This is a genomic window from Agrobacterium sp. GW821-FHT14E08, assembly GCF_058803865.1.
The window spans coordinates 256694-281135 of record NZ_JBXAPJ010000007.1 but is presented as its reverse complement, the minus strand read 5'-3'; the positions used below and the strand labels follow the sequence as shown (position 1 = coordinate 281135).

The window sequence follows — 24442 nt, the reverse complement described above, 5'->3', positions numbered from 1 at the left end:
AGTCGCCGTCGCCAGCAGCGCCGCCGCCCTCGTTCAGTGAGCGGACTTATAAGAGATCACCCTCAAACAAGTCAACAGCACAAAATAAAAATTCTCAAAAAATCATACATACTATTGAATTTAAAAGGGAATTTTGATTTCTTGCCGCTGTGGACGGCAAATGGCCTGCGGACGCATCGGCTTTTGCACAGGAGAAGCGTGCGTGGAGCAATGCGGCAGGGCCTGCGCCTTCTTTTAGCCCGGTTCCTCACTAATTGCTTTGCTAACGAAGCGTTAAAATCAGGCATGCTCGCGCATGTCCTTATATAGCGCGTTGCAATGTATTTGCCTTGACGTCGACCGATTTGACTCACGGCTTTGAAAGTTGCACACCTTCGCCTGAAGTTTCTGGAGAGCGCATGACCGACGGGGCACAGCTAGTATGACTGCGGATCGCAATGTGATCCGGTCGCTAGGCACGGAACCGCCAATTCTGGCGGAAGGGCGCCGTGCACCCGATCGTCGCGAGATTTCGCTTCGATGGCTCTCCGGCACGTTTCTCACCGGTATTACCTCCTCCATATTGATGGGTGTGGCGCTGTTTGCCGCTCTCGACGGGCGCCAGCAGCTTGCCATTCCAGCCGAAGCCTTCGCCAAGGCGGATATGGGCAACAACGTCGCTGAAGCCGCCCGCCGGGGTACGCGTCTCGTCGCACCAAATATCGCCGCCCGGCCATCCGACCGGTCGATCATGGAAGTCTCCACCGTCATCAATGAGGGCGACAAGGAAGTGGTCCGCAAGGTTCCCTTCTCCCACGTCAAGATTCCGCTGGCGGCGAATTACGCCAAGCAGGACGACTATCCCGCCTTCGATCCCTTGAATATCTTCGCGAGCAATGACGACAAGGACGCTCCGGCGCCGGCGGCGAGCCGCACGGGAACGATCTATGGCTCCGAGGTCGAATCCGAAGTCAGCCTGAAGACGGTTGCCTTTCCCGTCCAGCATTCCAAATATGCCTTTGCCGGCTCCTTGAGCTTCGACGAGGTTGAGGAGGCGGTGCGGTCGAACGGCTCGATCCTCACGGATGGCAACGAACAGCTCGCCGCGCTCTATTACATCGACCCCCGCCGTTTCGATAATGATGAAGGCGATGTCGACATCACCGCTGGCCTTGCCGCCCGTGTCGTAGAGCAGAACATGTCGGTCTCGACCCCGCAATCGGCGTCCGTACCCGTCAAGGAATATGCCGACGACGTCATCCCTGCCCGCCAGACAGAGACCATCGAAGCCGCCCTCTTCGGCGCCGGCTATTCGAAGGCGCAGTCATCGGAAATCGCCGGGCTGCTGTCACCGCAAATCCAGTCGAACAATGTCGAAAGCGGCGATGTGCTGCGCGTCGGCATTATTCAGGAAGACGACAAAAGCGACATCGTGCGCGTCAGTCTCTATCGCAAGGGCCGGCACATGGTCACCATGGCCGTCGATGACCGCAAGCGTTTCATCAAGGCCAGCGAACCGCCGAAGCTCGACGCGGTGGCGACCGCCTTCGACAGCACGCCGGCGCCGGCCGCCGGCCGTGATCTGCCGAGCGTCTATGACGGCGTCTACCGGGCGGCCCTTGCCTATGGCATGAACCAGAGCATGGTTTCCCAGCTCATCAAGCTTCTGGCCAGCAGCGTCGATTTTCAGGCGCAGCTGAAGCCGGCGGATACGCTGGAAGCTTTCTTCTCGGTCGAAGATGCGGACGGCAAGGCGACGGACAAGTCGGAGCTGCTCTACGTCAACGCCAAGTTCGGCGACAACGAGACGCGTTTTTACCGGTTCCAGAGCCCGGAAGACAACAGCATCGATTATTTCGACGAGAACGGCAAAAGCATCCGGCAGTTCCTGTTGCGCAACCCTGTTCCGAACGGCCGCATGACATCCGGTTTCGGCATGCGCCGTCACCCGGTTCTGAAATTCAGCCGCATGCATACCGGCACAGACTGGGCCGCCGCGCGCGGCACGCCGATCATCGCGACCGGCAACGGCACTGTCGAAAAGGCAGGATGGGCTTCCGGTTACGGCAACCAGACACTGATCCGCCATGCCAACGGCTATGTCTCGTCCTATAACCACCAGAGCGCCATCGCCAAGGGCGTCACCGAAGGGTCCAAGGTCCGGCAGGGCCAGGTCATCGGTTATGTTGGATCGACCGGCCTTTCGACCGGCGCGCATCTGCACTACGAGCTGATCGTCAACGGCACCAAGGTGGATGCGATGAAGGTACGCCTGCCGGGCGGCAAGTCGCTGTCGGGCGATGCGCTTGCGCGTTTTTCCGATGAGAGAAAACGCATCGACAATCTGCTGAATATTGATGAAAAGCCCAATCAGGTGGCAAGCCGGTAATTCACTGGACCTTTGCGGCCTGCAACACCGGTCAAATGAAAAAGGGCTCCGTTTCCGGAGCCCTTTTGTTTACGCCGCATCGGCCGTTTCGGTTTCGGCCTCGCCCTTGGGGGGCTTGACCTTGAACAGCAGCCGGTCGGTGCCCGAAGTCACCTTGACCCGCGATCCATCCGGCACTTCGCCGCCGAGGATCATTTCGGCAAGCCTGTCCTGAACCGCCTTCTGGATCACCCGCTTCAGCGGACGCGCGCCATAAGCCGGATCATAGCCCTTATTGGCAAGCCAGTTGCGGGCATCCTCATCCAGTTCGAGCGAAATCTTGCGATCACCGAGCAGCGCGATGAGGCGCTTCAGCTGGATTTCGACAATTGCACCCATTTCGTCGCGCCGCAGGCGGTGGAAGAGGATGATATCGTCGATACGGTTGAGGAATTCCGGCCGGAAATGCGACCGGACCCGCTCCATCACCAGGTCACGAACCGAATCCACATCGTCATTGTCGCCCATCTGCGTCATGAATTCCGAACCGAGGTTCGAGGTCATGATGATGATGGTGTTCTTGAAATCGACGGTGCGGCCCTGGCCGTCCGTCAGGCGGCCATCATCCAGCACCTGCAAGAGGACGTTGAACACATCCGGATGCGCTTTTTCGATCTCGTCGAACAGCACGACCTGATAGGGCCGGCGGCGAACCGCTTCCGTGAGCGCACCGCCCTCTTCATAACCGACATAGCCGGGAGGCGCACCGATAAGCCGGGCAACGGAGTGTTTCTCCATATATTCCGACATGTCGAGGCGAACCATCGCGGTTTCGTCGTCGAACAGGAAGCGGGCCAAGGACTTGGTCAGCTCGGTCTTGCCCACACCCGTCGGGCCGAGGAAGATGAAAGAACCGATCGGCCGGTTGGGATCCTGAAGACCGGCGCGCGAACGGCGAACCGCCTTGGAAACCGCCTGAACGGCCTCGCCCTGCCCGACAACGGACTTGGCAAGCTCGTCTTCCATGCGCAGCAGCTTTTCGCGCTGGCCTTCCAGCATCTTGTCGACCGGAATACCGGTCCAGCGGGAAACGACATGGGCAATATTGTCCGCCGTCACCACTTCCTGAACCATCGAGCCGGCACCGCTGCTATCGCGAGCTTCCGCCGCAGCCAGTTCCTTTTCGAGACCCGGAATGATGCCATAGGTCAACTCACCGGCGCGCTGGAACTGGCCGTTGCGCTGGGCAATCGCCAGTTCGTTGCGGGCTTCGTCCAGCCGCTTCTTGAGGTCGGCGGCATGGCCGAGCTTCTGCTTTTCCGCCTGCCAGCGAGCCGTCAGCGCATCCGCCTTTTCTTCCGTATCGGCCAACTCGTCCTCGAGCTTCTTGAGGCGGTCGACGGACGACTGATCCGTTTCCTGCTTCAGGGCCTCGCGCTCAATCTTGAGCTGGATGATGCGGCGATCCAGTTCGTCCAGTTCTTCCGGCTTGGAATCCACCTGCATGCGAAGACGCGAAGCGGCCTCGTCCATCAGGTCGATTGCCTTGTCGGGCAGGAAACGGTCGGTGATATAACGATTGGAAAGCGTCGCAGCCGCAACCAGGGCGGAATCCGAGATACGGACCTTGTGATGCTGTTCGTATTTTTCCTTCAATCCGCGCAGGATCGAGATCGTGTCCTCCACGGTCGGCTCATCCACCAGAACGGGCTGGAAACGGCGGGCAAGGGCCGGGTCCTTTTCCACGTGCTTGCGGTATTCATCGAGCGTGGTGGCGCCGACACAGTGCAACTCGCCACGGGCAAGCGCGGGCTTCAGGAGGTTGGACGCATCCATCGCGCCATCAGCCTTGCCGGCGCCGACCAGCGTGTGCATCTCATCGATGAAGAGGATGATGCCGCCATTTTCGGCCTGCACCTCATTAAGCACAGCCTTCAGGCGCTCTTCGAATTCACCGCGATATTTCGCACCGGCGATCAGCGCGCCCATATCGAGCGCCATCAGCTTCTTGTCCTTCAGGCTTTCCGGCACATCGCCATTGACGATGCGCAGCGCAAGGCCTTCGGCAATCGCCGTTTTACCAACGCCGGGTTCACCGATCAGGACGGGATTGTTCTTGGTGCGGCGTGACAGCACCTGAATGGTACGGCGGATTTCGTCGTCACGACCAATGACAGGATCGAGCCGGCCTTCGCGGGCTTCCTCCGTCAGATCGCGCGCATATTTCTTCAGCGCGTCAAAGCCCTGTTCGGCATTGGCGCTGTCAGCCGTGCGGCCCTTGCGGATGTCGTTGATGACCTGATTGAGCGCCTGCGCGGTTGCACCGGCCTTCTTCAGGGAAGCCGAAGTGGTGGCGGAACTTTCAATCGCAAGCGCCTGCAGCAGACGCTCGACAGTGACGAAACTGTCGCCCGCCTTCTTGGCAAGGTCTTCCGCGGTCGAGAATACCTTCGCAAGCGGCGCGGTGAGCGAAAGGCCACCATTGCCGCCGGAAACCTTGGGCAATTTCGCCAGCGCCGCATCATTGGCAAGGCGTGCTTCCTTGGCATCGCCACCGGCCCGCTCGATCAGCGATGCCGCCATGCCCTGCTCGTCATCGAGCAGAACCTTCAGAACGTGTTCGGGCGAAAACTGCTGATGGTTTTCCGCCAGCGCAAAGGTCTGTGCAGATTGCAGAAAACCGCGAACGCGCTCGGAGTATTTTTCAATATTCATAGTCGAACCTCCATAAACCGGCCCGCCCGCTTTCGGCACGGCTCCGGGTGTTAGGGTTGAGGCTCCCTCAAAGGCAAGCCCCGCTACGACAGTCGCGCTTTATAAGGATTTCACGATCGCCGCCTCTCGAAGGGCAGTTGCTGCTGAATGCAGACACCCGACCTTCCTGCACGAATATGGGAGGCAGTTTCATCGGTTTAAAGGGGAGGGAAACCGCTGCCCCGGAAATTTTGGCTGGATTTGACAAGTGTCATATCCGTTCGCGGCAATCACCCTGGCTGCCACTCATGCTCCGCCCCCGGAAACGAAAAAACTCCGGCAAGCCGGAGTTTTTCAATCGCGTATTTCTTGAGTACCCTGCTTATTCGGCAGCGTTTTCAAGCGTTGCAGGTGTTGCTTCCTCGCCGGCCGGAGCCTCTTCGCCTTCAGCACCTTCCGCTGTTGCGGCACGGCGCGGACGACGTGGGCGCGGCGTCGTGGCGCGGCGGGTCTTCGGTGCGCGCTCCGTTGCCGGAGCCTCAGCCTGCTGCTGCTCTTCCTCGACCGCCACTTCCATGGGCGTGCCTTCGATCACCGGCTGCGGAGCCTGGCTGGCATCGTAAACCGGGGGCTGCTCGACCGAGACCTGCGGCTGGCGGGGCTGACGCTCCTGCCGTTCACGGCGGTCAGGGCGCTCGCGGCGCTCTTGACGCTCCTGGCGCGGTTCCGACCGCTCGGCGCGCTCCTGGCGTTCCGACTGCTGCACGCGTTCGGACTGTTCGGAATGCTGCTGCGATGCAACGACGCCGTCGTCACCTTCGTTTCCATCCATCTCATCGGCATCCGCGGCATTGTATTCACCACGGTCATCGCGCTGGAAACGTTCCTGCATCTGGGCCTGGGCCGTGGCGATGATGCGATTGTAGTGTTCGGCGTGCTGCAGATAGTTTTCCGCAATCACGCGGTCACCAGAACTCTGCGCGTCCCGGGCAAGGGCAGCGTATTTTTCCGCTATGTGCTGGGCTGTGCCACGGATTTTCACATCGGGGCCGGAGCTGTCATAAGTCCTGGTGAGCGGGTTTCCGCCCTTGCGGTTGAAGTTGTTGTTACCACCGCCACCATTATTATTGTTATTATTGTTGCTTCCACGCCCCCGGCCGCGCTTGTTTTGCTGTCCTGGCCTCATCAATTGCTCACCTGAATTCTGTTTTGCTGACAATCTGGTTGTTTTCATGCAATTCCGGACGGAAACCCGCTGGAAATTTTTCCTGAAATTGCTCTAACACGCGCCTCGTCGAAGATAACTCCGGACAAGACCTCGCGTATGACGACCGGCTGCGCAAATGCTGCACCGAGCCGTCTGCGAACAAAGTTTACTGATTCACATGCCGGAAACGCCCAGCCTTCAGGATTCTCAAAAGAACCCGCTTCGGGACTGACCCATACCCTGACGAATCTGCGTTCGTCCTCAGCCACCCTGCATGTGGCCGCAAACTATCCCGCTTCATGCGGAAATCCAAGCCTTTTCTTTTGCTGTGCAAAATATCCTTGCAAAAAATCCGCAGACATATCGCTGATAACTATCTCCGGAAGGTCAAAACTCTGTCGTTGCCACCATAATCCTTCACGGCATCGAGAAGAGAGAAGCCGTGGGAAGCAAATATAGCGGAAACATCAAGCCTTTGATCGAAACCGATCTCCACACCGACGATCCCGTTTTCCACAAGAAAGCGGCCTGCATCGGCAGCAATAAGGCGGTACGGTGCAAGGCCGTCCTGACCTCCATCCAGCGCCGCCATCGGATCGTAATGACGAACCTCTCGGTCGAGCGTTGTGACTATATCGCTTCTTATATAAGGCGGATTCGACACAATTATGTCAAAGCTGCCAGAGATTTTTTCGAACCAGTCGCTACGCATGGTTTCAAAACGCGAGCCGAGACCGTTCCGGGCCGCATTCTTGGCGGCCGTTTCCAGCGCATCGGTCGAAATGTCACTGCCGATACCCAGCGCCTGCGGGCATTCCTTCAGAAGCGCCAGACAGATCGCACCCGTTCCGGTACCCAGATCCAGGATGCGGACCCAGCCTTTTTCGGTAGCGGCTCTCTTCAAGGCGGGCAGAAGCGTGTCGACGAGAATTTCCGTATCCGGACGGGGTTCCAGCGTCTCCCTGGACAAGAGGAGATCAAGACCATGAAATTCCCGGTGGCCGAGAATGCGATGAACCGGCTCGCCCCCGGCTCGCCTTTCGATCATGGCGGCAATCCGCACACTTTCTTCCGGCGTGACAGGATGATCCGGCTTCATCACGAAGTCGGTCAATGAAAAGCCGGTCACTTCGGCAATCAGCAGGCGCGCATCCAGAAGCGGGTCGGCGACGCCCGCCAGCTGCAGCCGTTTGCGGGCTGCGGCAAGCTCGGTCGAGACCGTTCCGTCAGCGCCGCCGCTCAAAGCTGCTGTTCGCCAAGCTGGGCGAGCTGACCGGCCTGATAGTCGGCAATCAGCGCATCGAGAAGTTCGTCGATCTCACCTTCGATCATCCGGTCGAGCTTGTAGAGCGTCAGATTGATGCGGTGATCGGTGACGCGCCCCTGCGGAAAATTATAGGTGCGGATGCGCTCGGAACGATCGCCAGAACCAACCTGGCTCTTGCGGTCGGCAGAGCGTTCATTGTCCACTTTCTGGCGTTCGATATCGTAAAGCCGCGAACGCAGAACCTGCATGGCCTTGGCGCGGTTCTGGTGCTGCGATTTTTCCGAGCTGGTGACGATCAGGCCCGTCGGAAGATGGGTGATGCGAACGGCGGAGTCGGTGGTGTTGACGTGCTGGCCGCCCGCGCCGGAAGCACGCATAGTATCGATGCGGATGTCTTCCGGGCGGATTTCAATGTCGATATCTTCCGCTTCCGGCAGAACGGCGACGGTGGCGGCGGAGGTGTGGATGCGGCCGCTCGCTTCCGTTTCCGGCACACGCTGCACCCGGTGCACACCGGATTCGAATTTCAGCTTGGAGAACACCCCTCGCCCGCTGATGGTGGCGATGATTTCCTTGTAACCGCCCGCTTCGCCTTCGCTGGCGGAAAGAACTTCAACTTTCCAGCCCTTGGTCGATGCGAAGCGCTCATACATGCGGAACAGGTCGCCGGCAAAAAGTGCGGCTTCGGACCCACCTGTGCCGGCACGGATTTCAAGGATTGCGCTTTTCTCGTCGGCGGCATCCTTCGGAAGCAGCAGGACCTGCATGTCCTTCTCAAGCTCGCCGATACGGGTCTCGACCTCCGGCAGCTCCATTTCCGCCAGATCGCGCATATCCTTGTCAGTCGTCTTGTCGGCAAGCAGCGCCTCGAGATCGGCTGCCTCCGAAACCGCCTTCTCGTAATCGCGGATTTTCTTCACCACCGGCTCAAGTTCGGAATATTCCGAAGCCAGCTTCACATAAACATCCGCTGCAGGGCCGGCCGACATACGCGCTTCGATCTCGCCGAAACGCCTTTCCAACTCGCGCATTTTTTCGACGGGAAGCTTCGCCACCAGTCACTCCAATAATGAAACAGGTCTTTTAGAGCGCTTTCGCTTTTCTTCGAAACGCGAGAACGCTCTAACTTTTTGCTTTAACGCATTTCCGGACGGAAAACCGGGGTCCACTTTTCCTGGAAATGCTCTAAATGGGAATGGAATGCGTCGCGGCAAAGCGTAACAACACCTCGCGCGCGCTTTCCAGCGAATTGTGATCGTCCAGCGCGGCATTCAGCTCATCGGCAAGGCGCGCGGCATCAAGCCCGAGCAGCATGGCCTTGACCGGACCGATCGCCGTCGGCGACATGGAAACCGAACGGAAACCGAGGCCGATCAGGGCCATGGCCGAAAGCGGTTTGCTTGCCATTTCACCGCAAAGCGTGACGGAGGTATGGTGCCTTTCACCCGCACGCACGATATCGCGCAGGATGCGCAGGAACGGCTTGCCAAGATTGTCGAAACGATCCGAAACCCTTGCATTGCCGCGATCGACCGCCATGGAAAACTGGAACAGGTCGTTGGAACCGACAGAAACGAAATCCACCTCCTGCATCAGCTCGTCGAGCTGCCACATCAAAGACGGCACTTCCAGCATCGCGCCGAATTGCAGTTTTTTCGGCAGCGCATGGCTGAACTTCGAGAGATGCTGCACTTCCTTCTGGAGAAGATCGCGCGCGGCGCGGATTTCGGAAACCTCCGTCACCATCGGCAGCATCATGCGCAGTTCAGCACCCGAGGCGGCGCGCAGCAGCGCGCGCATCTGCGTGCGCATCAGGCCCGGCCGGTCGAGCGACAGGCGGATCGCCCGCCAGCCCAGTGCCGGGTTTTCCTCTTCCTGACCGCGCATATAAGAAACGACCTTGTCGCCGCCGATATCGAGCGTGCGGAAGGTGACGCTCTTGCCCTTTGCCTGCCGCAGAACGGACCGGTAGAACGCCTCCTGCTCCTCGCCCTTCGGCATGTTGGAGGCGATCATGAATTGCAGCTCGGTGCGGAACAGGCCAATGCCGTCAGCGCCGGATTCGTCGAGCTGCGGCAGGTCCACCAAAAGGCCCGCATTCATCTTGAGATTGACCTTCTGGCCATCCTTGGTGATCGGCTCGACATTGCGCAGCGCGCGGAACTGCTCCTGTCGCCGGGCGCGCAGGCGCACCTTTTCCTCATAGGCGCGCTGCAGATCCGACATGGGGCGCAGATGCACCTGACCATCGTCGCCATCGATGATGATGGGATCGTTGTTTTCGGCAAGCGCGACGATGCCTGTCGCCTGCCCGATGATCGGAATGCCCATGGCGCGCGCCACGATGACGACATGGCTTGTCACTGCGCCGTCTTCGAGCACCAGACCGCGCAGTTTTTCACGCGGGTAATCGAGCAGTTCGGCAGCACCCATGGCGCGCGCCAGAACGATGGCGTCAAGCGGGAAATCCTGCTCCGGTCCACGCCCGCCGAAACCGATCAGCTGGCGCAGCAGCCGGTTGGCGAGATCGTCGAAATCATGCATGCGCTCGCGAAGATAAGGGTCCGTCAGGCGCATCATGCGCGCCTTGGTGTCGCTCTGCACCTTCTCAACCGCCGCTTCCGCCGTCAGGCCGTTGCGGATCGCCTCTTCCATGCGCCGCACCCAGCCCTGGTCGTGGGCGAACATGCGGTAGGTTTCCAGAACCTCGCGGTGCTCGCCTTCAGTCGGCACGTCGCGGCGCTGCAACATGTCATCGATCGACAGGCGAAGTGACCCGATGGCATCGGCAAGACGACGGATTTCCGTATCCGCATCTTCGTTCAAGAGATTGGTGACGACGATGCGGGGGTCGTGCAGCACGACATGGCCGAGACCGATGCCTTCGCCATAGGCGTCGCCATCGATGGAGACGGCGCGCGTCAGGTCCAGCTCCACACCGGGGCGGGTAATCTTTTTCAACTCGCCGCTCGCCACTATTTCAGCGATAAGCATCGCGGTTGTCTCGAGCGCTTCAACTTCATCCTCCCGGTACGTTCGGCTGGCCTTGTTCTGGACCACAAGAACGCCAAGAGTGCGACCGGAACGCAAAATCGGCACGCCGAGGAAGGAATGATAAATTTCCTCACCGGTTTCAGGAAGATAACGGAAAGCGGGATGCGCCTGCGCATCGGAAAGATTGAGAGGTTGGGCGGAAGCGGCGATGGTGCCGACAAGACCCTGCCCCATTTTCAGCTGGGCAAGATGCACGGCATCCTTGTTGAGACCTTCTGTCGCGTAAAGCTCCAGCACGCTGTCGGAGCGCAGCACGTAGACCGAGCAAACCTCCGCCACCATGTTGCTGGCTATCTGGCGAACGATCTGGTCCAGGCGGTCCTGCGGTTCAAGGTGCTCCGCCATCATTTCGCGCAGCCGCTTGAGCAGGACGCGCGGACCTGCGGAAAGGTCTCTCATCGCGTTTGCTCCCCGACGCTTCCGATCCGAATGTCATAATATTCGGGAATCAAAACGTCATTTAAAAATTTATAGCGAGAGAAGCGCGTCCCGCAAGGGACACGCTTTCATGAAACGCCACATCGGAAGAACGCAACCCCGAAGAATCGGAGCATCGGGAACCGATGTCTCGGCTTAGCTCTTATCGAGACCGTAGGCGGAATGCAAAGTGCGAACCGCAAGTTCGGCATAGGCGCCATCGATCAGGATCGAAATTTTGATCTCGGACGTGGTGATCGCCTTGATGTTGATGTTCTTCTCGGCAAGTGCCTTGAAAGCACTGGCGGCAACGCCGGCGTGGCTGCGCATGCCGATACCGATGACGGAAACCTTGGCAAGACCCGTCTCGTTCTGCGCGACGTCGAAGCCGATCTGGGCCTTGTTCTCGTCCAGAACCTTCAGAGCCTTGACAACGTCACCCGAGGGAACGGTGAAGGTCATGTCGGTGCGCGAACCGTCTTCGGAGATGTTCTGCACGATCATGTCGACGTTGATATGCGCTTCAGCGAGCGGCCCGAAGATCGCAGCGGAGACGCCCGGACGGTCGGCCACGCGGCGCAGCGAGATCTGTGCTTCATCCTTGGCATAGGCGATGCCGGTTACGACTTCCTGTTCCACGATTTCATCCTCGTCACAAATCAAAGTACCGGGCGGGTTGATGAGGTCGCCCATGCCCGGCGCATCGGGATCCTCGAAACTGGAGCGAACGAAGGTGCGCACCTTGTGTACCATCGCAAGCTCGACCGAGCGAACCTGCAGAACCTTCGCACCGAGAGACGCCATTTCGAGCATTTCCTCGAAAGCGATCTTCTTCATGCGGCGAGCCTTGGGCTCGATGCGGGGATCGGTCGTGTAGACACCGTCGACATCGGTATAGATGTCGCAACGATCCGCCTTGACGGCGGCGGCAATCGCAACGGCAGACGTGTCCGAGCCGCCACGGCCGAGCGTCGCAATGCGATTGTCCGGACCAATGCCCTGGAAACCGGCAACGACGGCCACCTGGCCCTCGCCCATGCGATGGATGATATCCGACCCATCGATCTCGAGAATGCGGGCGGCGCCATGCGCATTGTCGGTGCGGATCGGGATCTGCCAGCCCTGCCAGGAGCGCGCATTGATGCCCATGGATTGCAGCGTGATCGCCAGAAGACCCGATGTCACCTGCTCGCCGGATGCGACGACCGCGTCATATTCGCGCGCATCATAGAAGGAGGCGGCGTTGGCGCCGGCCACTTTCGCAGCATTCTGCACCCAGTCCACCAATTCGTTGGTTTTGCCGGACATGGCGGAAACGACCACGGCCACTTCATGGCCGGCATCCACTTCGCGTTTCACATGCCGTGCGACATTGTGAATGCGTTCGAGGTTCGCGACGGACGTGCCGCCGAATTTCATGACAATGCGAGCCATAGCCTTGACCAGTACCATCCCATTTTCCCGCCGGCTCCTTCGAAGAGCGGACGGACAAGAACAAACCCAGTCGGCTCTTCCTGACAAAGAGCCTCAAGTTGCGGGTCTCTTAGCGAAAAGGCGGGGGGCACGCAATGCCGTTTATGAACCATGCGGTACGCCTTTTTTAGCGCAGCCGGCAAAAGAAGATGGCCGGATGGAACGGGTTGCCATCCATAAGAGGATGAAAGAGCGTACCGCACTGCACTGTACAAACCGGCGCATTCGCAGTATGAGCGCCGCAATGCAACCGGCCAGATGGCCGAAATGGCCCGTATCGGCTGCCCCGGAGACTTTAGGACCTATTGGTTTCGGGCGGATGCGGGCAGCTTCATATCCGAAAGACGGTAGATGACAGACACCCAGGGTATCGCCCCGGCGATCGCGCAGGCGTTGGAAAAACGCGGCTACAAAGACTTGACCCCCGTGCAGCAGGCAATGCTGTCACCGGAACTTGCCGACAAGGACGCGCTGGTTTCCGCGCAGACCGGCTCCGGCAAAACCGTCGCCTTCGGCATCGCGCTGGCGACCACGCTGCTTTCGGAAAACACCCGCTTCGGTCAGGCTTCCGCACCGCTGGCACTTGCCATTGCGCCGACCCGCGAACTGGCCATGCAGGTCAAGCGCGAGCTGGAATGGCTTTATGAATTCGCCGGCGTGTCGATCGCATCCTGCGTCGGCGGCATGGATATCCGCAATGAGCGCCGGGCGCTGGAGCGCGGCGCCCATATCGTCGTCGGCACGCCCGGCCGTCTCTGTGACCATATCAAGCGCGGCGCACTCGATCTGTCGTCCATCCGCGCCGTGGTGCTGGATGAGGCCGACGAGATGCTCGACCTCGGCTTCCGTGAGGATCTGGAATTCATTCTGGAAGAATCGCCCGACGATCGCCGCACACTGATGTTCTCGGCCACCGTGCCGCGCAGCATTGCCAAGTTGGCCGAAAGCTACCAGAAGAACGCCGTTCGCATCGCCACCGCTTCCGAACAGAAGCAGCATGTGGATATCGAATACCGCGCACTTCTTGTGTCGCCGTCCGATCGCGAGAACGCCATCATCAACGCACTGCGCTTTTACGAAGCCCGCAACGCCATCGTCTTCTGCTCCACCCGCGCCGCGGTGAATCACCTGACGGCCCGGTTGAACAATCGCGGCTTCTCGGTCGTGGCCCTCTCCGGCGAACTGACGCAGAACGAGCGCACGCACGCGCTGCAGGCCATGCGTGACGGCCGCGCCCGTGTTTGCGTGGCGACCGACGTTGCTGCCCGCGGTATCGACCTGCCGGGTCTGGAACTTGTCATCCATGCCGACCTGCCGACCAATTCGGAAACGCTTCTGCACCGTTCCGGCCGTACCGGCCGCGCCGGGCAGAAGGGCGTCAGCGCCATCATCGTGCCGGTGAGCCAGCGCCGCAAGGCCGAACGCCTTCTCGAAGGCGCCAAGGTCAGCCCCGCATGGGTTCGCCCGCCCTCCGTCGAAGAGATCGTCGAGCGCGACGGCGCAAGGCTTCTGGCCGATCCGACACTCAGCGAAGCCGTGGCTGAGGACGAACGCGATTTCGTGACTAAGCTGCTCGAACAGCATGGTGCGGAAAAAGTCGCCGCCGCCTTCGTGCGTCTTTATCACGCCGGACGCTCGGCACCGGAAGACATTTTCGAAGTCGCGCTGGATAACACTCGCAAGCCGCGCCGCGACAGTTTCGAAACGGTCGAAAACAACGCACCGCGCCGCGAGCGCTCCGACTTCTCCGACAGCGCGTGGTTCTCCCTTTCCGTTGGTCGTAAGCAGAGCGCTGAGCCGCGCTGGCTCATCCCGATGCTGTGCCGTTTCGGCAAGATCACCCGTCAGGATATCGGCGCGATCCGCATGCAGCAAACCGAGACCTTTGTGGAACTGGCGGCAGACGCCGTTGATCGTTTCACCTCCGCCATCGGCAAGGACATGATGCTGGAGAAAGGCATTCGTCTGAAGGCGCTGGAAGGCAAGCCGGAGATGACCGGCAATGTCCGCGAAGATACAAGGCCGGCCAAGGCGCAGCGGAAGTTCGGCAAATCCGACAATGCCGGCGCCCCTCGCGACGACCGCAAGGGCGACGACAAGCCCTGGAAAAAGAAAAAGCCCTTCGGCGACAAGCCGAAATACGAGGGCAAGAAGGACAAGCCGTTCGAAAAGCGTGGACCGAAGCCGACAAAGGGCTGAGGCCACTCTGTAACTGACGACGGCAGACGTACCTGCTATCGACGTCATCCTCGGGCTTGTCCCGAGGATCTGCGACCTGTTAATTCCATTCAACGTGATTAGATCCTCGGCACAGGGCCGAGGATGACGCCGCGTAGCTGGTAAGACCCCTCTTTCCATCGATTGGCGCTACGCCCGTTTTGCGTCTCGCGCGGGACAGATAAGCTGTATAGCCAAGAAAAAAGCCCCGCTTTCGCGGGGCTTTTCTGTTTCTATCCATCAAGAATGCTGCGCTTAGAATTCCAGCGCCCGATCGCCGTTTTCATCCTTGATGCGGTTCGGCAGGCCAATCTTGTTCAAAATGTTCAGGAACGGCTTCGGCGGCAGTTCTTCCACATTGGCCATCTGCTTCACGTCCCATTCGCCGGTGGCGATGAGCATGGCAGCGGCGACGGGAGGAACGCCGGCGGTGTAGGAAATGCCCTGCGAACCGACTTCTTCATAGGCTTCCTTGTGGTCGGCCACATTGTAGATGAAGACTTCGCGTTCCTTGCCGTCCTTGATGCCCTTGACGATATCGCCGATGCAGGTCTTGCCGACATAGTCGGGCGCCAGCGAAGACGGATCGGGCAGTACGGCCTTGACGACCTTCAGCGGCACGACCTCAAGACCTTCAGCCGTCTTGACCGGCTTTTCGGACAGGAGGCCGAGGTTCTTCAGCACGGTGAAGACGTTGATATAATGATCGCCGAAACCCATCCAGAAGCGCACATCGGCACCGTCCATGTTTTTGGACAGCGAATGGACCTCGTCATGGCCGGTCATATAGGCCTTCTGCTTGCCGACGACCGGCAGGTCGAATTCCTGACCGACTTCGAACATCTGGTTCGTCTGCCACTCACCCTTCTGCCAGGAATAGACGACGCCGGTGAATTCACGGAAGTTGATTTCCGGGTCAAAATTCGTCGAGAACCAGCGGTCATGGCTGCCGGCATTGATATCAACGATATCGACCGAAGTGACCTTGTCGAAATAATCATCCTTGGCGAGACGCGCATAGGCATTGACCACGCCCGGGTCGAAACCGACTCCGAGAATGGCCGTAATACCCTTTTCCTTGCATTCTTCCGCACGCTTCCACTCGTAGTTTCCGTACCACGGCGGCGCCTCGCAAATCTTGGTGGGATCCTCGTGGATCGCCGTGTCCATATAGGCAACACCTGTGTCCATGCAGGCCCGAAGAACGGACATGTTGACGAAAGACGAACCGACGTTGATGACGATTTCAACACCGGTCTGTTTAATCAAGGCTTTCGTCGCCTCGATATCCATAGCGTCAAGCGCATGGGCCTCAAGTTTCACATCTGTCTTGAGGCTCTTCTTTTCGCGTACGGACTCGACAATCTTGCGGCACTTTCCCAAAGTCCGTGACGCAATATGAATGTCTCCCAATACATCGCTGTTCTGGGCGCATTTATGCGCCACGACCTGTGCTACGCCACCGGCGCCGATGATCAGAACGTTCTTCTTCATTTCAGGTGATGCCTCCTTTTCCCCGCAGGGATGAGCTTCGTTTCATGTTAAAAACAGGGTTTAAGACAGGCTTTGCTCGAAATCGGCAAAGTCGAATTCACGAACGGCGCGAACGGTGCCGTCCAGTTCTTTGATGGCGATGGTCGGCATTTTTACGCCGTTGAACCAGTTCTTCTTGACCATGGTGTAGCCGGCCGCATCCTGGAAGGAGATGCGGTCACCGACCTTCAACTCCTTGTCGAAGCGGAAATCGCCGAAAATATCGCCCGCAAGGCAGGATTTGCCGCAGACCATGTAGGGATGCTCGCCCTCGTTCGGCGAAACCTTGGCGGTTTCGCGGTAGATCAGCAGATCGAGCATATGCGCTTCGATGGAGCTGTCGACGATGGCGAGGTTCTTGCCGTTGAACAGCGTGTCGAGAACCGTCACTTCCAGGGTCGTGCTCTTGGTGATCGAGGCTTCGCCCGGCTCCAGATAGACCTGCACACCGTATTTTTCCGAGAAGGCGCGCAGACGGTCGCAGAACTGGTCGAGCGGATAATTGTCGCCGGTGAAGTGAATGCCGCCACCGAGGCTCACCCATTCAGCACGCGATAGCAGCGATCCGAATTTTTCTTCAATCTGCGTCAGCATGCGGTCGAACAGCGGAAAATCGCCGTTCTCGCAATTATTGTGGATCATGAAACCGGAAATACGGTCCATGACCTTGTCGACCTTGGCGACATCCCATTCGCCAAGACGGCTGAAGGGACGGGCCGGATCGGCAAGATCGAAGCTAGAGGAGCTGACCTGCGGATTGAGGCGCAGACCCCGGGTGATGCCCGACGCCTTCTCCGCGAAACGCTCCAGCTGGCCGATGGAGTTGAAGATGATCTTGTCCGCATTCGAGATCACCTCGTCGATTTCGTAATCGGCATAGGCGACGGAATAGGCGTGGGTTTCGCCGCCAAATTTCTCGCGGCCGAGGCGGACTTCATAAAGCGAGGACGAGGTGGTGCCGTCCATATATTGCGACATGAAATCGAACACCGACCATGTGGCGAAGCATTTCAGCGCCAGCAGCGCCTTGGCGCCGGATTTTTCCCGCACATAGGCAATCTTCTCCATGTTGCGAAGAAGTTTTGTCTTGTCGATGAGGTAATAAGGCGTCTGAAGCATGTCGTTTCACATATTGATTGAAGTCAAGGTACGTCTCGATGATGGGCCTTATATGATGCTTGTGACAGGAAAACAAATGTCCGGCACCGAATTCCCGGAAAATTGCCCCCGGCCCTTAAATGCCCGCGAAGAAAACATGCCGGGCGCGGAACCAAGCAAGCATCGGCGCGTTTGAATGGCGGACAGGCAGGTGTTTCGGTTGCGCAAACCCAGTTTCTTGAGCGACGGAATTCACCTGCGGCGGCGGTCGGTTTGGCCTGTCGCAATTTCCATCAACGATGTTCCAGGAAGGACTTCACCTATGGCAAGCGTGCGTAGCAGCGTCAATGACAAGATCCAGCAATCCCTCGAAAACGGTGATGCAGCCGAAGTGGCGGCACAGCTTGCCCAGCTTCGCGAAGATCTGGCAAATCTTGCCAAGAGCGTTAAGGCGCTTGGCGTCGGCGCCTCGCATGAACTGAAGGCACAGGCCGCCCGCGTTGCCGACGATGCCCTGACTGCATCCGGCGAAATGGCGGATAGCGTTCGCAACGAAATTTCTTCGCTGAACGACAATCTGACGGATCAGGTCCAGAAAAACCCGCTTCAGTCCCTCGGTATTGCCGTGGGCGTGGGCTTCCTGCTTGCCCTCCTTACACGTCGATAAGGCCGCATCATGCTTGAGGCATTGCTGGTCTATCTGGGAGACACCCAGCGCGAAGGACGCGTCGTCACCCGGCGTCTGCGCGCCACCATCATCCTGTGGGTGCTGACCGGTGTCTTCTTTCTGATCGCCTTTGTCGCCGCCGTGGTTGCGGGGTCGATCTATCTTGCCCGGCATGTCGGTGCCGGTCCAGCCGCGCTCGTCGTCGCCGGCACAGCCTTCCTGCTCGGTGTCATCATGCTGGTGGCATTGGCAATCGTCAAACGTCCCAGAGCCTACGCGGCGCGGCCCGTCGCGCCTTTGACGGCTACGCCCCTAACCGCGGCGCCCCTGGCCTTGCAATCGCTGCTGACGCTGGCGATCCAGGCGCGGCCCTATGCGACGCTTGCCGTCGCCATGGCTGCCGGTTTTCTGGCGACGAGGGCGAATACGCGGAAAAAGAAATAGACACCTTCGGGCGTGTTTCGGCTCTTCGTCAAGCTCTCATTAGTTGCTGCGCATCCTAACCATGGATGCGCAGTTTTTTTTATGTTACCCGCGATGGATAGATTGGTTGTTGGCGCTTGCTGCCACGCCGCCCTTATTTGAACAAAGTGACATACAGTCTCGGCGCGTCCGCGTGTTTTTTTCTGAAAGGCGATTGATGAAGAAGAAAGTCCTTGTCGTCGGCGGTGCCGGCTATATTGGTTCGCATACCTGCCTTCTTTTGTCCGAAAGAGGATATGAACCGGTCGTTTTCGACAATCTGTCCAATGGGCATGAGGAATTTGTCCGGTGGGGACCCTTTGAACAGGGCGATATTCGCGATCGGGCGCGATTGGACGAAGTCTTTGCCAAACACCAGCCGGAAGCCGTCCTGCATTTTGCAGCACTGATCGAAGTCGGCGAATCGGTGAAACAGCCGGTTGCCTTCTACGACAACAACGTCATCGGCTCGCTGAACCTTCTCTCCGCCGCCATCGATGCCGGCGTCACGGCCTTCGTTTTCTCCTCCACCTGCGCCACCTATGGATTGCCGGAACAGGTACCGATAGACGAGACGCACCGGCAGGCGCCGATCAACCCCTATGGCCGCACCAAATGGGTGGTCGAGCAGGCTCTGAAGGATTACAGCACCTATAAGGGGCTGCGCTCGGTGATGCTGCGCTATTTCAATGCCGCGGGCGCCGATTTCGAAGGTCGCATCGGCGAATGGCACAAGCCGGAAACCCATGCGATTCCGCTTGCCATCGAGGCGGCACTCGGCCGGCGTCAGGGCTTCAAGGTATTCGGCACGGATTACGACACCCGTGACGGCACCTGCGTGCGCGACTATATCCACATTCTCGATCTGGCCGACGCCCATGTGCGGGCGGTGGATTATCTGCTGGCCGGCGGTGAAACCGTCGAACTCAACCTCGGCACCGGCACCGGCACGACGGTGAAGGAATTGCTGGCGGCGATTTCGGAAGTGTCCGGCCGCCCCTTCCCGGTTGAATATACAGACCGCCGCGATGGCGATTCCACAACCCTTGTCGCCAATAATGACAAGGCAAAGGCTGTTCTCGGCTGGGAACCGCGTTATTCGCTGGCCGACATCATCAAATCCGCCTGGGCCTGGCATTCCTCGCGCAACGCCGGGGACTGAGCACCTGCGGGCGTAAACGGAACAAAAAAGACACCGGCCTTCTGGCCGGTGCCTCTCGCGAGACGGCTGCTGTCAGCCAGTCCCGCTCCTGCCTCCCAGGTATGGGATTAAGGCTTTGTAGCTGAAGTGGTCGTGCTGTCAGGTGCAGCCGGCGTTGCCGCATTCTTTTCGCTGGCCTTCTGTTCCAGCGTCTTGAATTCCGGTGCCGCCTTCAGCGTTTCCGCCGTCTCCGTCGTCGTCAGACGGATTGTGCCATCCTGCGCGTTACGCGTCATTGTCACCTTGTCCATGGGAACGGCCACATCCTTGGCACCGATGCCGAGGAAGCCGCCAACGCCGATCACGGCTGCAACGAGGCCGCCATCCTGTTCCATGATGAGGTTCGTGACATTGCCGATGCTTTCATCAGCGGCGGTGTAGACCGATTTGCCGATATAATCATTGGCGCTGATCTGCGTTTCACCCTGCTCGGTGATGTAAGCGCCACCCGTCGTTGCTGCCGCACTGTCATTGGCCGCAGGAGCCGTAGGCGCCATGGGGGTAGCTGGCGGCGTTGCCGGCTCGGTCTGCGCGCTCGGACTTGCCGGTGCAGGCTGGGTGGTGCCCTGAGCGATGGCAAGCGGCGCGAAAGCCGTCGTGCCCATCAGGGCGGCGGTGACGAGTATGTTCAGTTTCTTTGCCATTTTCGTACCTTCCTTTCATCGTTCTCGACTGGCCCGGCGGTAACGAGTTTTGCTTCCGCTGCTTGGCCGGTTCGTTTTGCAAACGGGTTGATCGTTGAAATAGTTCCGATTTTTTCAATCACACCGACGCAATTGGGGCGTGTCGCGACAACCGAGGGTAAAAATCAGGCATTGCTAAAGGGGACTGGCACGGTATTATCCCTGACGTAACAAGGACGTAACTGCCGGAGTTTTTGTATGCCTCAATCCGGCAAAGAACTGAAAGACATGATCTCGGCTTTGCGTCGGCGCAGCGCGAATTTTTTCCCGACCGCCTCCATCGGCACCTATCTGGTGGTGATGGCAACCGTCATTACACTGCCGCTCATTCTTTTCGGCGGCTATTTGATGCTGCGCCTCGAAGCCGAAAAACGCGATGACCTGCAGCGCGAGACCATTGAGGATGCGCGGGTCGTCAGCCGCAATATCGATCGCCGCCTGCAGGAAATCGCCACCTCCCTCAACCTGCTGTCGCAATTCCCCGAGCTTGAAAGCGGCAATCTTTCCGCCTTTCAGGGACGTGTTGCCGAAAGTCTGAAACGGGAAGGACTTTTCGCCATTCTCGCCACCAAGGACGGCCAGCAGCGCCTTAATACGCGCGTGCCCTATGGCCAGCCACTGGGCAAGGTGCCGGCCGAGGCCAATCTCGAAAAGGCGATCGAATCCCGCCGCATCACCGTCTCGGACATGTTTTTTGGCGCGACCAGCAAGGAATGGGTATTCAACGTTACGATGCCGCTCAACCCGGATCTGGGTTCGGCCGGAGACGCCCTGATCCTGACGCAGAACGCCAGCGACCTCAGCCGGCTCATTCCCACCGAAAACCTGCCGCGCAACTGGGCGGTCGCCATCATCGACGGTACAAATCGCGTTGTTGTTTCCAGTTCACAGGTTGAGGCAGAGGTGGGCAAGCCATTCGTCACCCCCGCCGTCCTTTCGGAAATGCAGGCCTTTAGCGGCAATTTTTTCGACGGCAAGGGCAATCTCTACGCCTATGCGCAATTACCGGGCTGGCAATGGAAGATCGTGATGTGGGGGCCGCTTGCTGCAAGCCAGGCGGCGCTGGTGGATACCTGGCGGCAGATGATGATCGGCAGCCTGATGCTCGTATTGATCGCCATCGGCGGCGCCTATCTGGTCGGCCGGCAATTGCGCATGTCCATTCGCGACCTGACCCATATGGCCGAGCGCATCGGTGAAGGCGAGATCGTGGCCCCCGTCGATACCAAGATCAAGGAGGCCAACCAGGTTGCCATTGCGCTCTCCAACGCCTCCTTCGACAGAAGCCAGTCGGAGGAGCGGCTGCAATTGCTGCTGCACGAACTCGTTCACCGCTCCAAGAACATTCTGACGCTGGTTCAGGCGATGATCCGGCAGCTGGGACGGGAGAATAAAAGCATCCCGGAATTCCAGAAAGAGGTGGATCACCGTCTGCGCGGTCTGGGAATGTCGATCCGGGCCTTGGCGGAAGTTCAGTGGCAGGGCCTGCCTATCCGCAAGCTGATAGAGACCCATCTCGACGTTTTCGGTACGGTTTCCGAGCGTTTCGCGCTTTCGGGAGAAGATTTCATGCTTTCTCCCGAAGCGGCACAGAATTTTGGCCTTGTGGTGCATGAGCTGACGACGAACTCCATCAAATATGGATCGCTGTCGGTTCCCTTGGGAAAGATCACCCTGAGCTGGAAGACGCTTGAAAAAGACGGAAGGCAGATGATCCATCTCATCTGGACCGAGACGGGTGGCCCGCCGGCAACGGAGCCGACCCGCAAGGGTTTTGGCACCACCGTCATCAAACGGCACGCCGAAGGCGCGTTTGGCGGACAGGTGACAACGGAATATCGCGAAACCGGTTTCGAATGGTCGCTCGAAGCACCAATGCGCTACTTCATTCCGAGGCGGTCCGAACCGGCGCACTAAGGGTCTCAGGACCCATGTGCCGGTGTAAACGGCAGGTGAATTTGGCCTCTGTCAAAAAAAATAGATTTGAGGGGAACCGAATCCAGCCACAGGCATTCTTACTGCAGGCCAAGCAATTCCCCCGTCCCCGCCTGAAGCTTGGCTGAAAATAAACAGGTTTCGCCCCTGAAAACCTGTTATAAAAATAGCACGGCTCTCATACGAGCCGTGCTTTTTTATTGCGCTTTCCGCAAGATCGAAGCCGGTCGCTCCCTCCTGGCAAACCCCTCATATCCGGTACTTATCTCAAGAATCCGCGCCAGCACCGGAGGGAAATTTCAACCGATAGACGATGCGCTCGGGTGTCAGCTGATATTCGGCGCTTCCACCCAATGCGGATGGAACCACTTTTTCAAGAACAACACTGCCGAAGCTGCCGCGCCGTACCTCGGCCGGTTCTTTCGACGGCTTGATCGGCTCTATCCATTCCACAATGTAGGAATCACCTTCCTGGCGACACTGCAAGGATATTGGCGGGTGATAGGCGAGATTGCCGCTATGGCTGACCGTATTGACCACCAGCTCGTGGAAGGCGAGCCCGATATAGAGCGCGCCATTCGGATTGAGCAGCAGGTTTTCCCCCTCCATGTGGATGAGGTTCGGATATTCCGGCACATAAAGGTCAAACTGCTGACGAAGAAGCTCGAATATGCGCGCGCCCCTCCAGTCGGAATCCGTGATGAGATCCTGACTTTGGGCAAGGGCATGCAACCGTCCCCGGAATTTGCGCAGAAAATCATCCTTGGTGAGGCTGAAACGGGCCGTCTGGCCCGCAAGACTCTGGATGATCGCCAGGAGATTCTTGGAACGGTGGCTGACTTCACGCAGCAGCGAGCGCAAAAGCTGCTCGCGCCGCCTTTCCGTCGTTACCTCCCTTATGGTGGTTTTCAGCACCGTCTGGTTCGACTGGTTGAAGGTGGAATAGACCTGAAACTGGAAGACCCGGTCGTTTCCGGCATTCACTTCCAGCATGCCCCGGCTGCCCGCGGCATTCATATCCTTTTTAAGTTCGGCAAGCCGCGCGGAGAGATCGTCGCCGAACAGATTCTCATCAGTTGGATGGGAATCTGCCGGCAAACGCCAGACATCCGGCAGGTTGGCCACGAATATGTAATCGCGGTTCCAGTCCTGCAGCATGACTGTTTCACCCGAATCGAGCAACGCAAGGACGAGCGAATCGTGAAGCTCACTCTCGTTCCTTTCCGCGTTATGCCATGCCAGCCGATGCAAATTCGTCTCCTTGCAGAAAGCCGTGGGAAAGTCCCACGACCGTAACCGCCAACGCCCGGGAACCCCACTGGTTCCCAGTTCATCCGCGGTTTCGGCAAACTTCACGCCGCGACGCGAGAGCTTTCGTTGAAAAACAGAGCCTGGCTGATAAGCGCTTTCACCATATCCGGGTTAAACGGCTTGGTAACAAGGAAAGTCGGTTCAGGACGTTCACCCGTCAAAAGTCGCTCCGGAAAAGCCGTAATGAAAATCACCGGCAGGGACGTCATCTGGAGGATGTCCTTCATTGCATCGAGGCCGGAACTGCCATCGGCAAGCTGGATGTCGGCAAGGATCATCTTCGGCTGGGTGCGATGGAAGAGGTCGAGTGCCTCGGTATGCGTGCGGGCAATGCCCGTGACGCGGTGGCCGAGATCGGTGACCATCTGCTCAATATCCATGGCGATCAGAGGTTCATCCTCGATAATCATGATATCGGTCGCCACCTGACGCGCGATTTCCGAGGCCGCCTCGTCGATCAACTGGCCGACGCGATCTTCGGACACTTTCAGAACCTCTGCTGCTTCCGAAGGCGTGAACTCCTCGACCGTGGTCAGAAGGAAAGCCTGACGGGCGAGAGGCGGCACGGCGGAGAGGTTCGCAGAGGCGCGTTTTTCCCATCCCGACAGGTTTTCGTCGGCCTTAATATTGATCGTGACGGAACTAAAGATTGATACAAACAATTGATAGAGCGAAGCCCGATCGCTGCTTGTCTGCGGGAAGATGCTGATATCGGCAATCAGAGCTTCGAGTGTTGCCGCAACATAGGCATCGCCCGTGGATTGTGAGCCGCAAACGGCACGCGCGAACCTGCGCAGATATGGCAGGTGCGGTGCGATGCGTGTAGAAACTGACATGGAATTCTCCCCTTTCATGCGGTCTGCAACGCAAACCCAA

19 protein-coding genes are annotated in these 24442 nt (G+C 58.7%); 8 read left to right on the top strand and 11 right to left on the bottom strand.

Translation table 11 applies throughout. The annotated features are described in order from the left end of the window. Window positions 1-309 (top strand): hypothetical protein (locus tag AC1ROR_RS22510; RefSeq protein WP_498590789.1); only part of this gene is annotated, 309 nt, incomplete at its 5' end. Window positions 310-421: 112 nt separating this feature from the next. Beyond that, window positions 422-2368, top strand: coding sequence for a M23 family metallopeptidase (locus AC1ROR_RS22505; protein ID WP_498590788.1), 1947 nt, complete (start codon window positions 422-424; stop codon window positions 2366-2368). Between the two features lie 69 nt (window positions 2369-2437). Here the strand turns inward: AC1ROR_RS22505 and clpB are convergent, their stop codons facing one another. The 6 genes from clpB to AC1ROR_RS22475 form a co-directional block, all read right to left on the bottom strand. Beyond that, a complete protein-coding gene (gene clpB, locus AC1ROR_RS22500; RefSeq protein ID WP_498590787.1) occupies window positions 2438-5062 on the bottom strand; it encodes an ATP-dependent chaperone ClpB in 2625 nt (874 codons plus the stop codon). 361 nt (window positions 5063-5423) lie between these two features. Then, a complete protein-coding gene (locus AC1ROR_RS22495) occupies window positions 5424-6227 on the bottom strand; it encodes a DUF4167 domain-containing protein (protein ID WP_498590786.1) in 804 nt (267 codons plus the stop codon). Between the two features lie 394 nt (window positions 6228-6621). Continuing rightward, the gene (gene prmC, locus AC1ROR_RS22490; RefSeq protein ID WP_498590785.1) at window positions 6622-7491 is read right to left on the bottom strand and encodes a peptide chain release factor N(5)-glutamine methyltransferase; all 870 of its coding nucleotides are present in this window, start codon (window positions 7489-7491) and stop codon (window positions 6622-6624) included. Continuing rightward, window positions 7488-8570: a peptide chain release factor 1 gene (prfA, locus tag AC1ROR_RS22485; protein WP_080839082.1), complete on the bottom strand. Its 1083-nt coding sequence runs from the start codon at window positions 8568-8570 to the stop codon at window positions 7488-7490. Before prfA ends, prmC begins: the two co-directional genes overlap by 4 nt. 130 nt (window positions 8571-8700) lie before the next feature. After that, window positions 8701-10968, bottom strand: a complete 2268-nt coding sequence (gene ptsP / locus AC1ROR_RS22480; RefSeq protein ID WP_035223510.1) for a phosphoenolpyruvate--protein phosphotransferase — start codon at window positions 10966-10968, stop codon at window positions 8701-8703. A 174-nt stretch (window positions 10969-11142) separates the two neighbouring features. Then, the gene (locus AC1ROR_RS22475; RefSeq protein WP_035223911.1) at window positions 11143-12420 is read right to left on the bottom strand and encodes an aspartate kinase; all 1278 of its coding nucleotides are present in this window, start codon (window positions 12418-12420) and stop codon (window positions 11143-11145) included. Window positions 12421-12810: 390 nt separating this feature from the next. On the opposite strand from AC1ROR_RS22475, the gene AC1ROR_RS22470 reads away from it, so the two are divergent. Continuing rightward, window positions 12811-14658, top strand: a complete 1848-nt coding sequence (locus tag AC1ROR_RS22470; RefSeq protein ID WP_498590784.1) for a DEAD/DEAH box helicase — start codon at window positions 12811-12813, stop codon at window positions 14656-14658. Between the two features lie 273 nt (window positions 14659-14931). Here AC1ROR_RS22470 and AC1ROR_RS22465 read toward each other — a convergent pair whose 3' ends face one another. Further along, window positions 14932-16170 carry a saccharopine dehydrogenase family protein gene (locus AC1ROR_RS22465; protein ID WP_498590783.1) on the bottom strand — a complete coding sequence of 413 codons (1239 nt, stop codon included), beginning with the start codon at window positions 16168-16170 and terminating at the stop codon, window positions 14932-14934. 60 nt (window positions 16171-16230) lie between these two features. Beyond that, entirely contained in the window at window positions 16231-17328 is a 1098-nt protein-coding gene (nspC, locus tag AC1ROR_RS22460; protein WP_498590782.1) for a carboxynorspermidine decarboxylase, read from the bottom strand. On the opposite strand from nspC, the gene AC1ROR_RS22455 reads away from it, so the two are divergent. The 4 genes from AC1ROR_RS22455 to galE all read left to right on the top strand — a co-directional run bounded on the left by AC1ROR_RS22455 (window position 17327) and on the right by galE (window position 19598). Further along, window positions 17327-17503 (top strand): hypothetical protein, encoded by a 177-nt coding sequence (locus AC1ROR_RS22455; protein WP_156394026.1) that lies wholly within the window; start codon window positions 17327-17329, stop codon window positions 17501-17503. The two genes, nspC and AC1ROR_RS22455, sit on opposite strands and share 2 nt — an antisense overlap. Before the next feature lie 126 nt (window positions 17504-17629). Then, window positions 17630-17974: an ElaB/YgaM/YqjD family protein gene (locus AC1ROR_RS22450; protein WP_035223521.1), complete on the top strand. Its 345-nt coding sequence runs from the start codon at window positions 17630-17632 to the stop codon at window positions 17972-17974. A gap of 9 nt (window positions 17975-17983) precedes the next feature. Next, the gene (locus AC1ROR_RS22445; RefSeq protein WP_498590781.1) at window positions 17984-18418 is read left to right on the top strand and encodes a hypothetical protein; all 435 of its coding nucleotides are present in this window, start codon (window positions 17984-17986) and stop codon (window positions 18416-18418) included. A gap of 196 nt (window positions 18419-18614) precedes the next feature. Beyond that, complete coding sequence (gene galE, locus AC1ROR_RS22440; protein ID WP_003498526.1) at window positions 18615-19598, top strand: UDP-glucose 4-epimerase GalE; 984 nt, start codon at window positions 18615-18617, stop codon at window positions 19596-19598. Between the two features lie 107 nt (window positions 19599-19705). Here galE and AC1ROR_RS22435 read toward each other — a convergent pair whose 3' ends face one another. After that, the gene (locus tag AC1ROR_RS22435; RefSeq protein ID WP_035223524.1) at window positions 19706-20281 is read right to left on the bottom strand and encodes a PRC-barrel domain-containing protein; all 576 of its coding nucleotides are present in this window, start codon (window positions 20279-20281) and stop codon (window positions 19706-19708) included. A 237-nt stretch (window positions 20282-20518) separates the two neighbouring features. Between AC1ROR_RS22435 and AC1ROR_RS22430 the strand changes: the two genes are divergently transcribed. Then, entirely contained in the window at window positions 20519-22237 is a 1719-nt protein-coding gene (locus tag AC1ROR_RS22430) for a sensor histidine kinase (protein WP_035223527.1), read from the top strand. Between the two features lie 285 nt (window positions 22238-22522). On the opposite strand, the gene AC1ROR_RS22425 is transcribed toward AC1ROR_RS22430, so the two are convergent. Both AC1ROR_RS22425 and AC1ROR_RS22420 read right to left on the bottom strand, forming a co-directional pair. Continuing rightward, a complete protein-coding gene (locus AC1ROR_RS22425) occupies window positions 22523-23506 on the bottom strand; it encodes a sensor histidine kinase (protein ID WP_498590780.1) in 984 nt (327 codons plus the stop codon). Window positions 23507-23607: 101 nt separating this feature from the next. Beyond that, window positions 23608-24402, bottom strand: a complete 795-nt coding sequence (locus AC1ROR_RS22420; RefSeq protein WP_035223533.1) for a response regulator — start codon at window positions 24400-24402, stop codon at window positions 23608-23610. Between the last annotated feature and the right edge of the window lie 40 nt (window positions 24403-24442).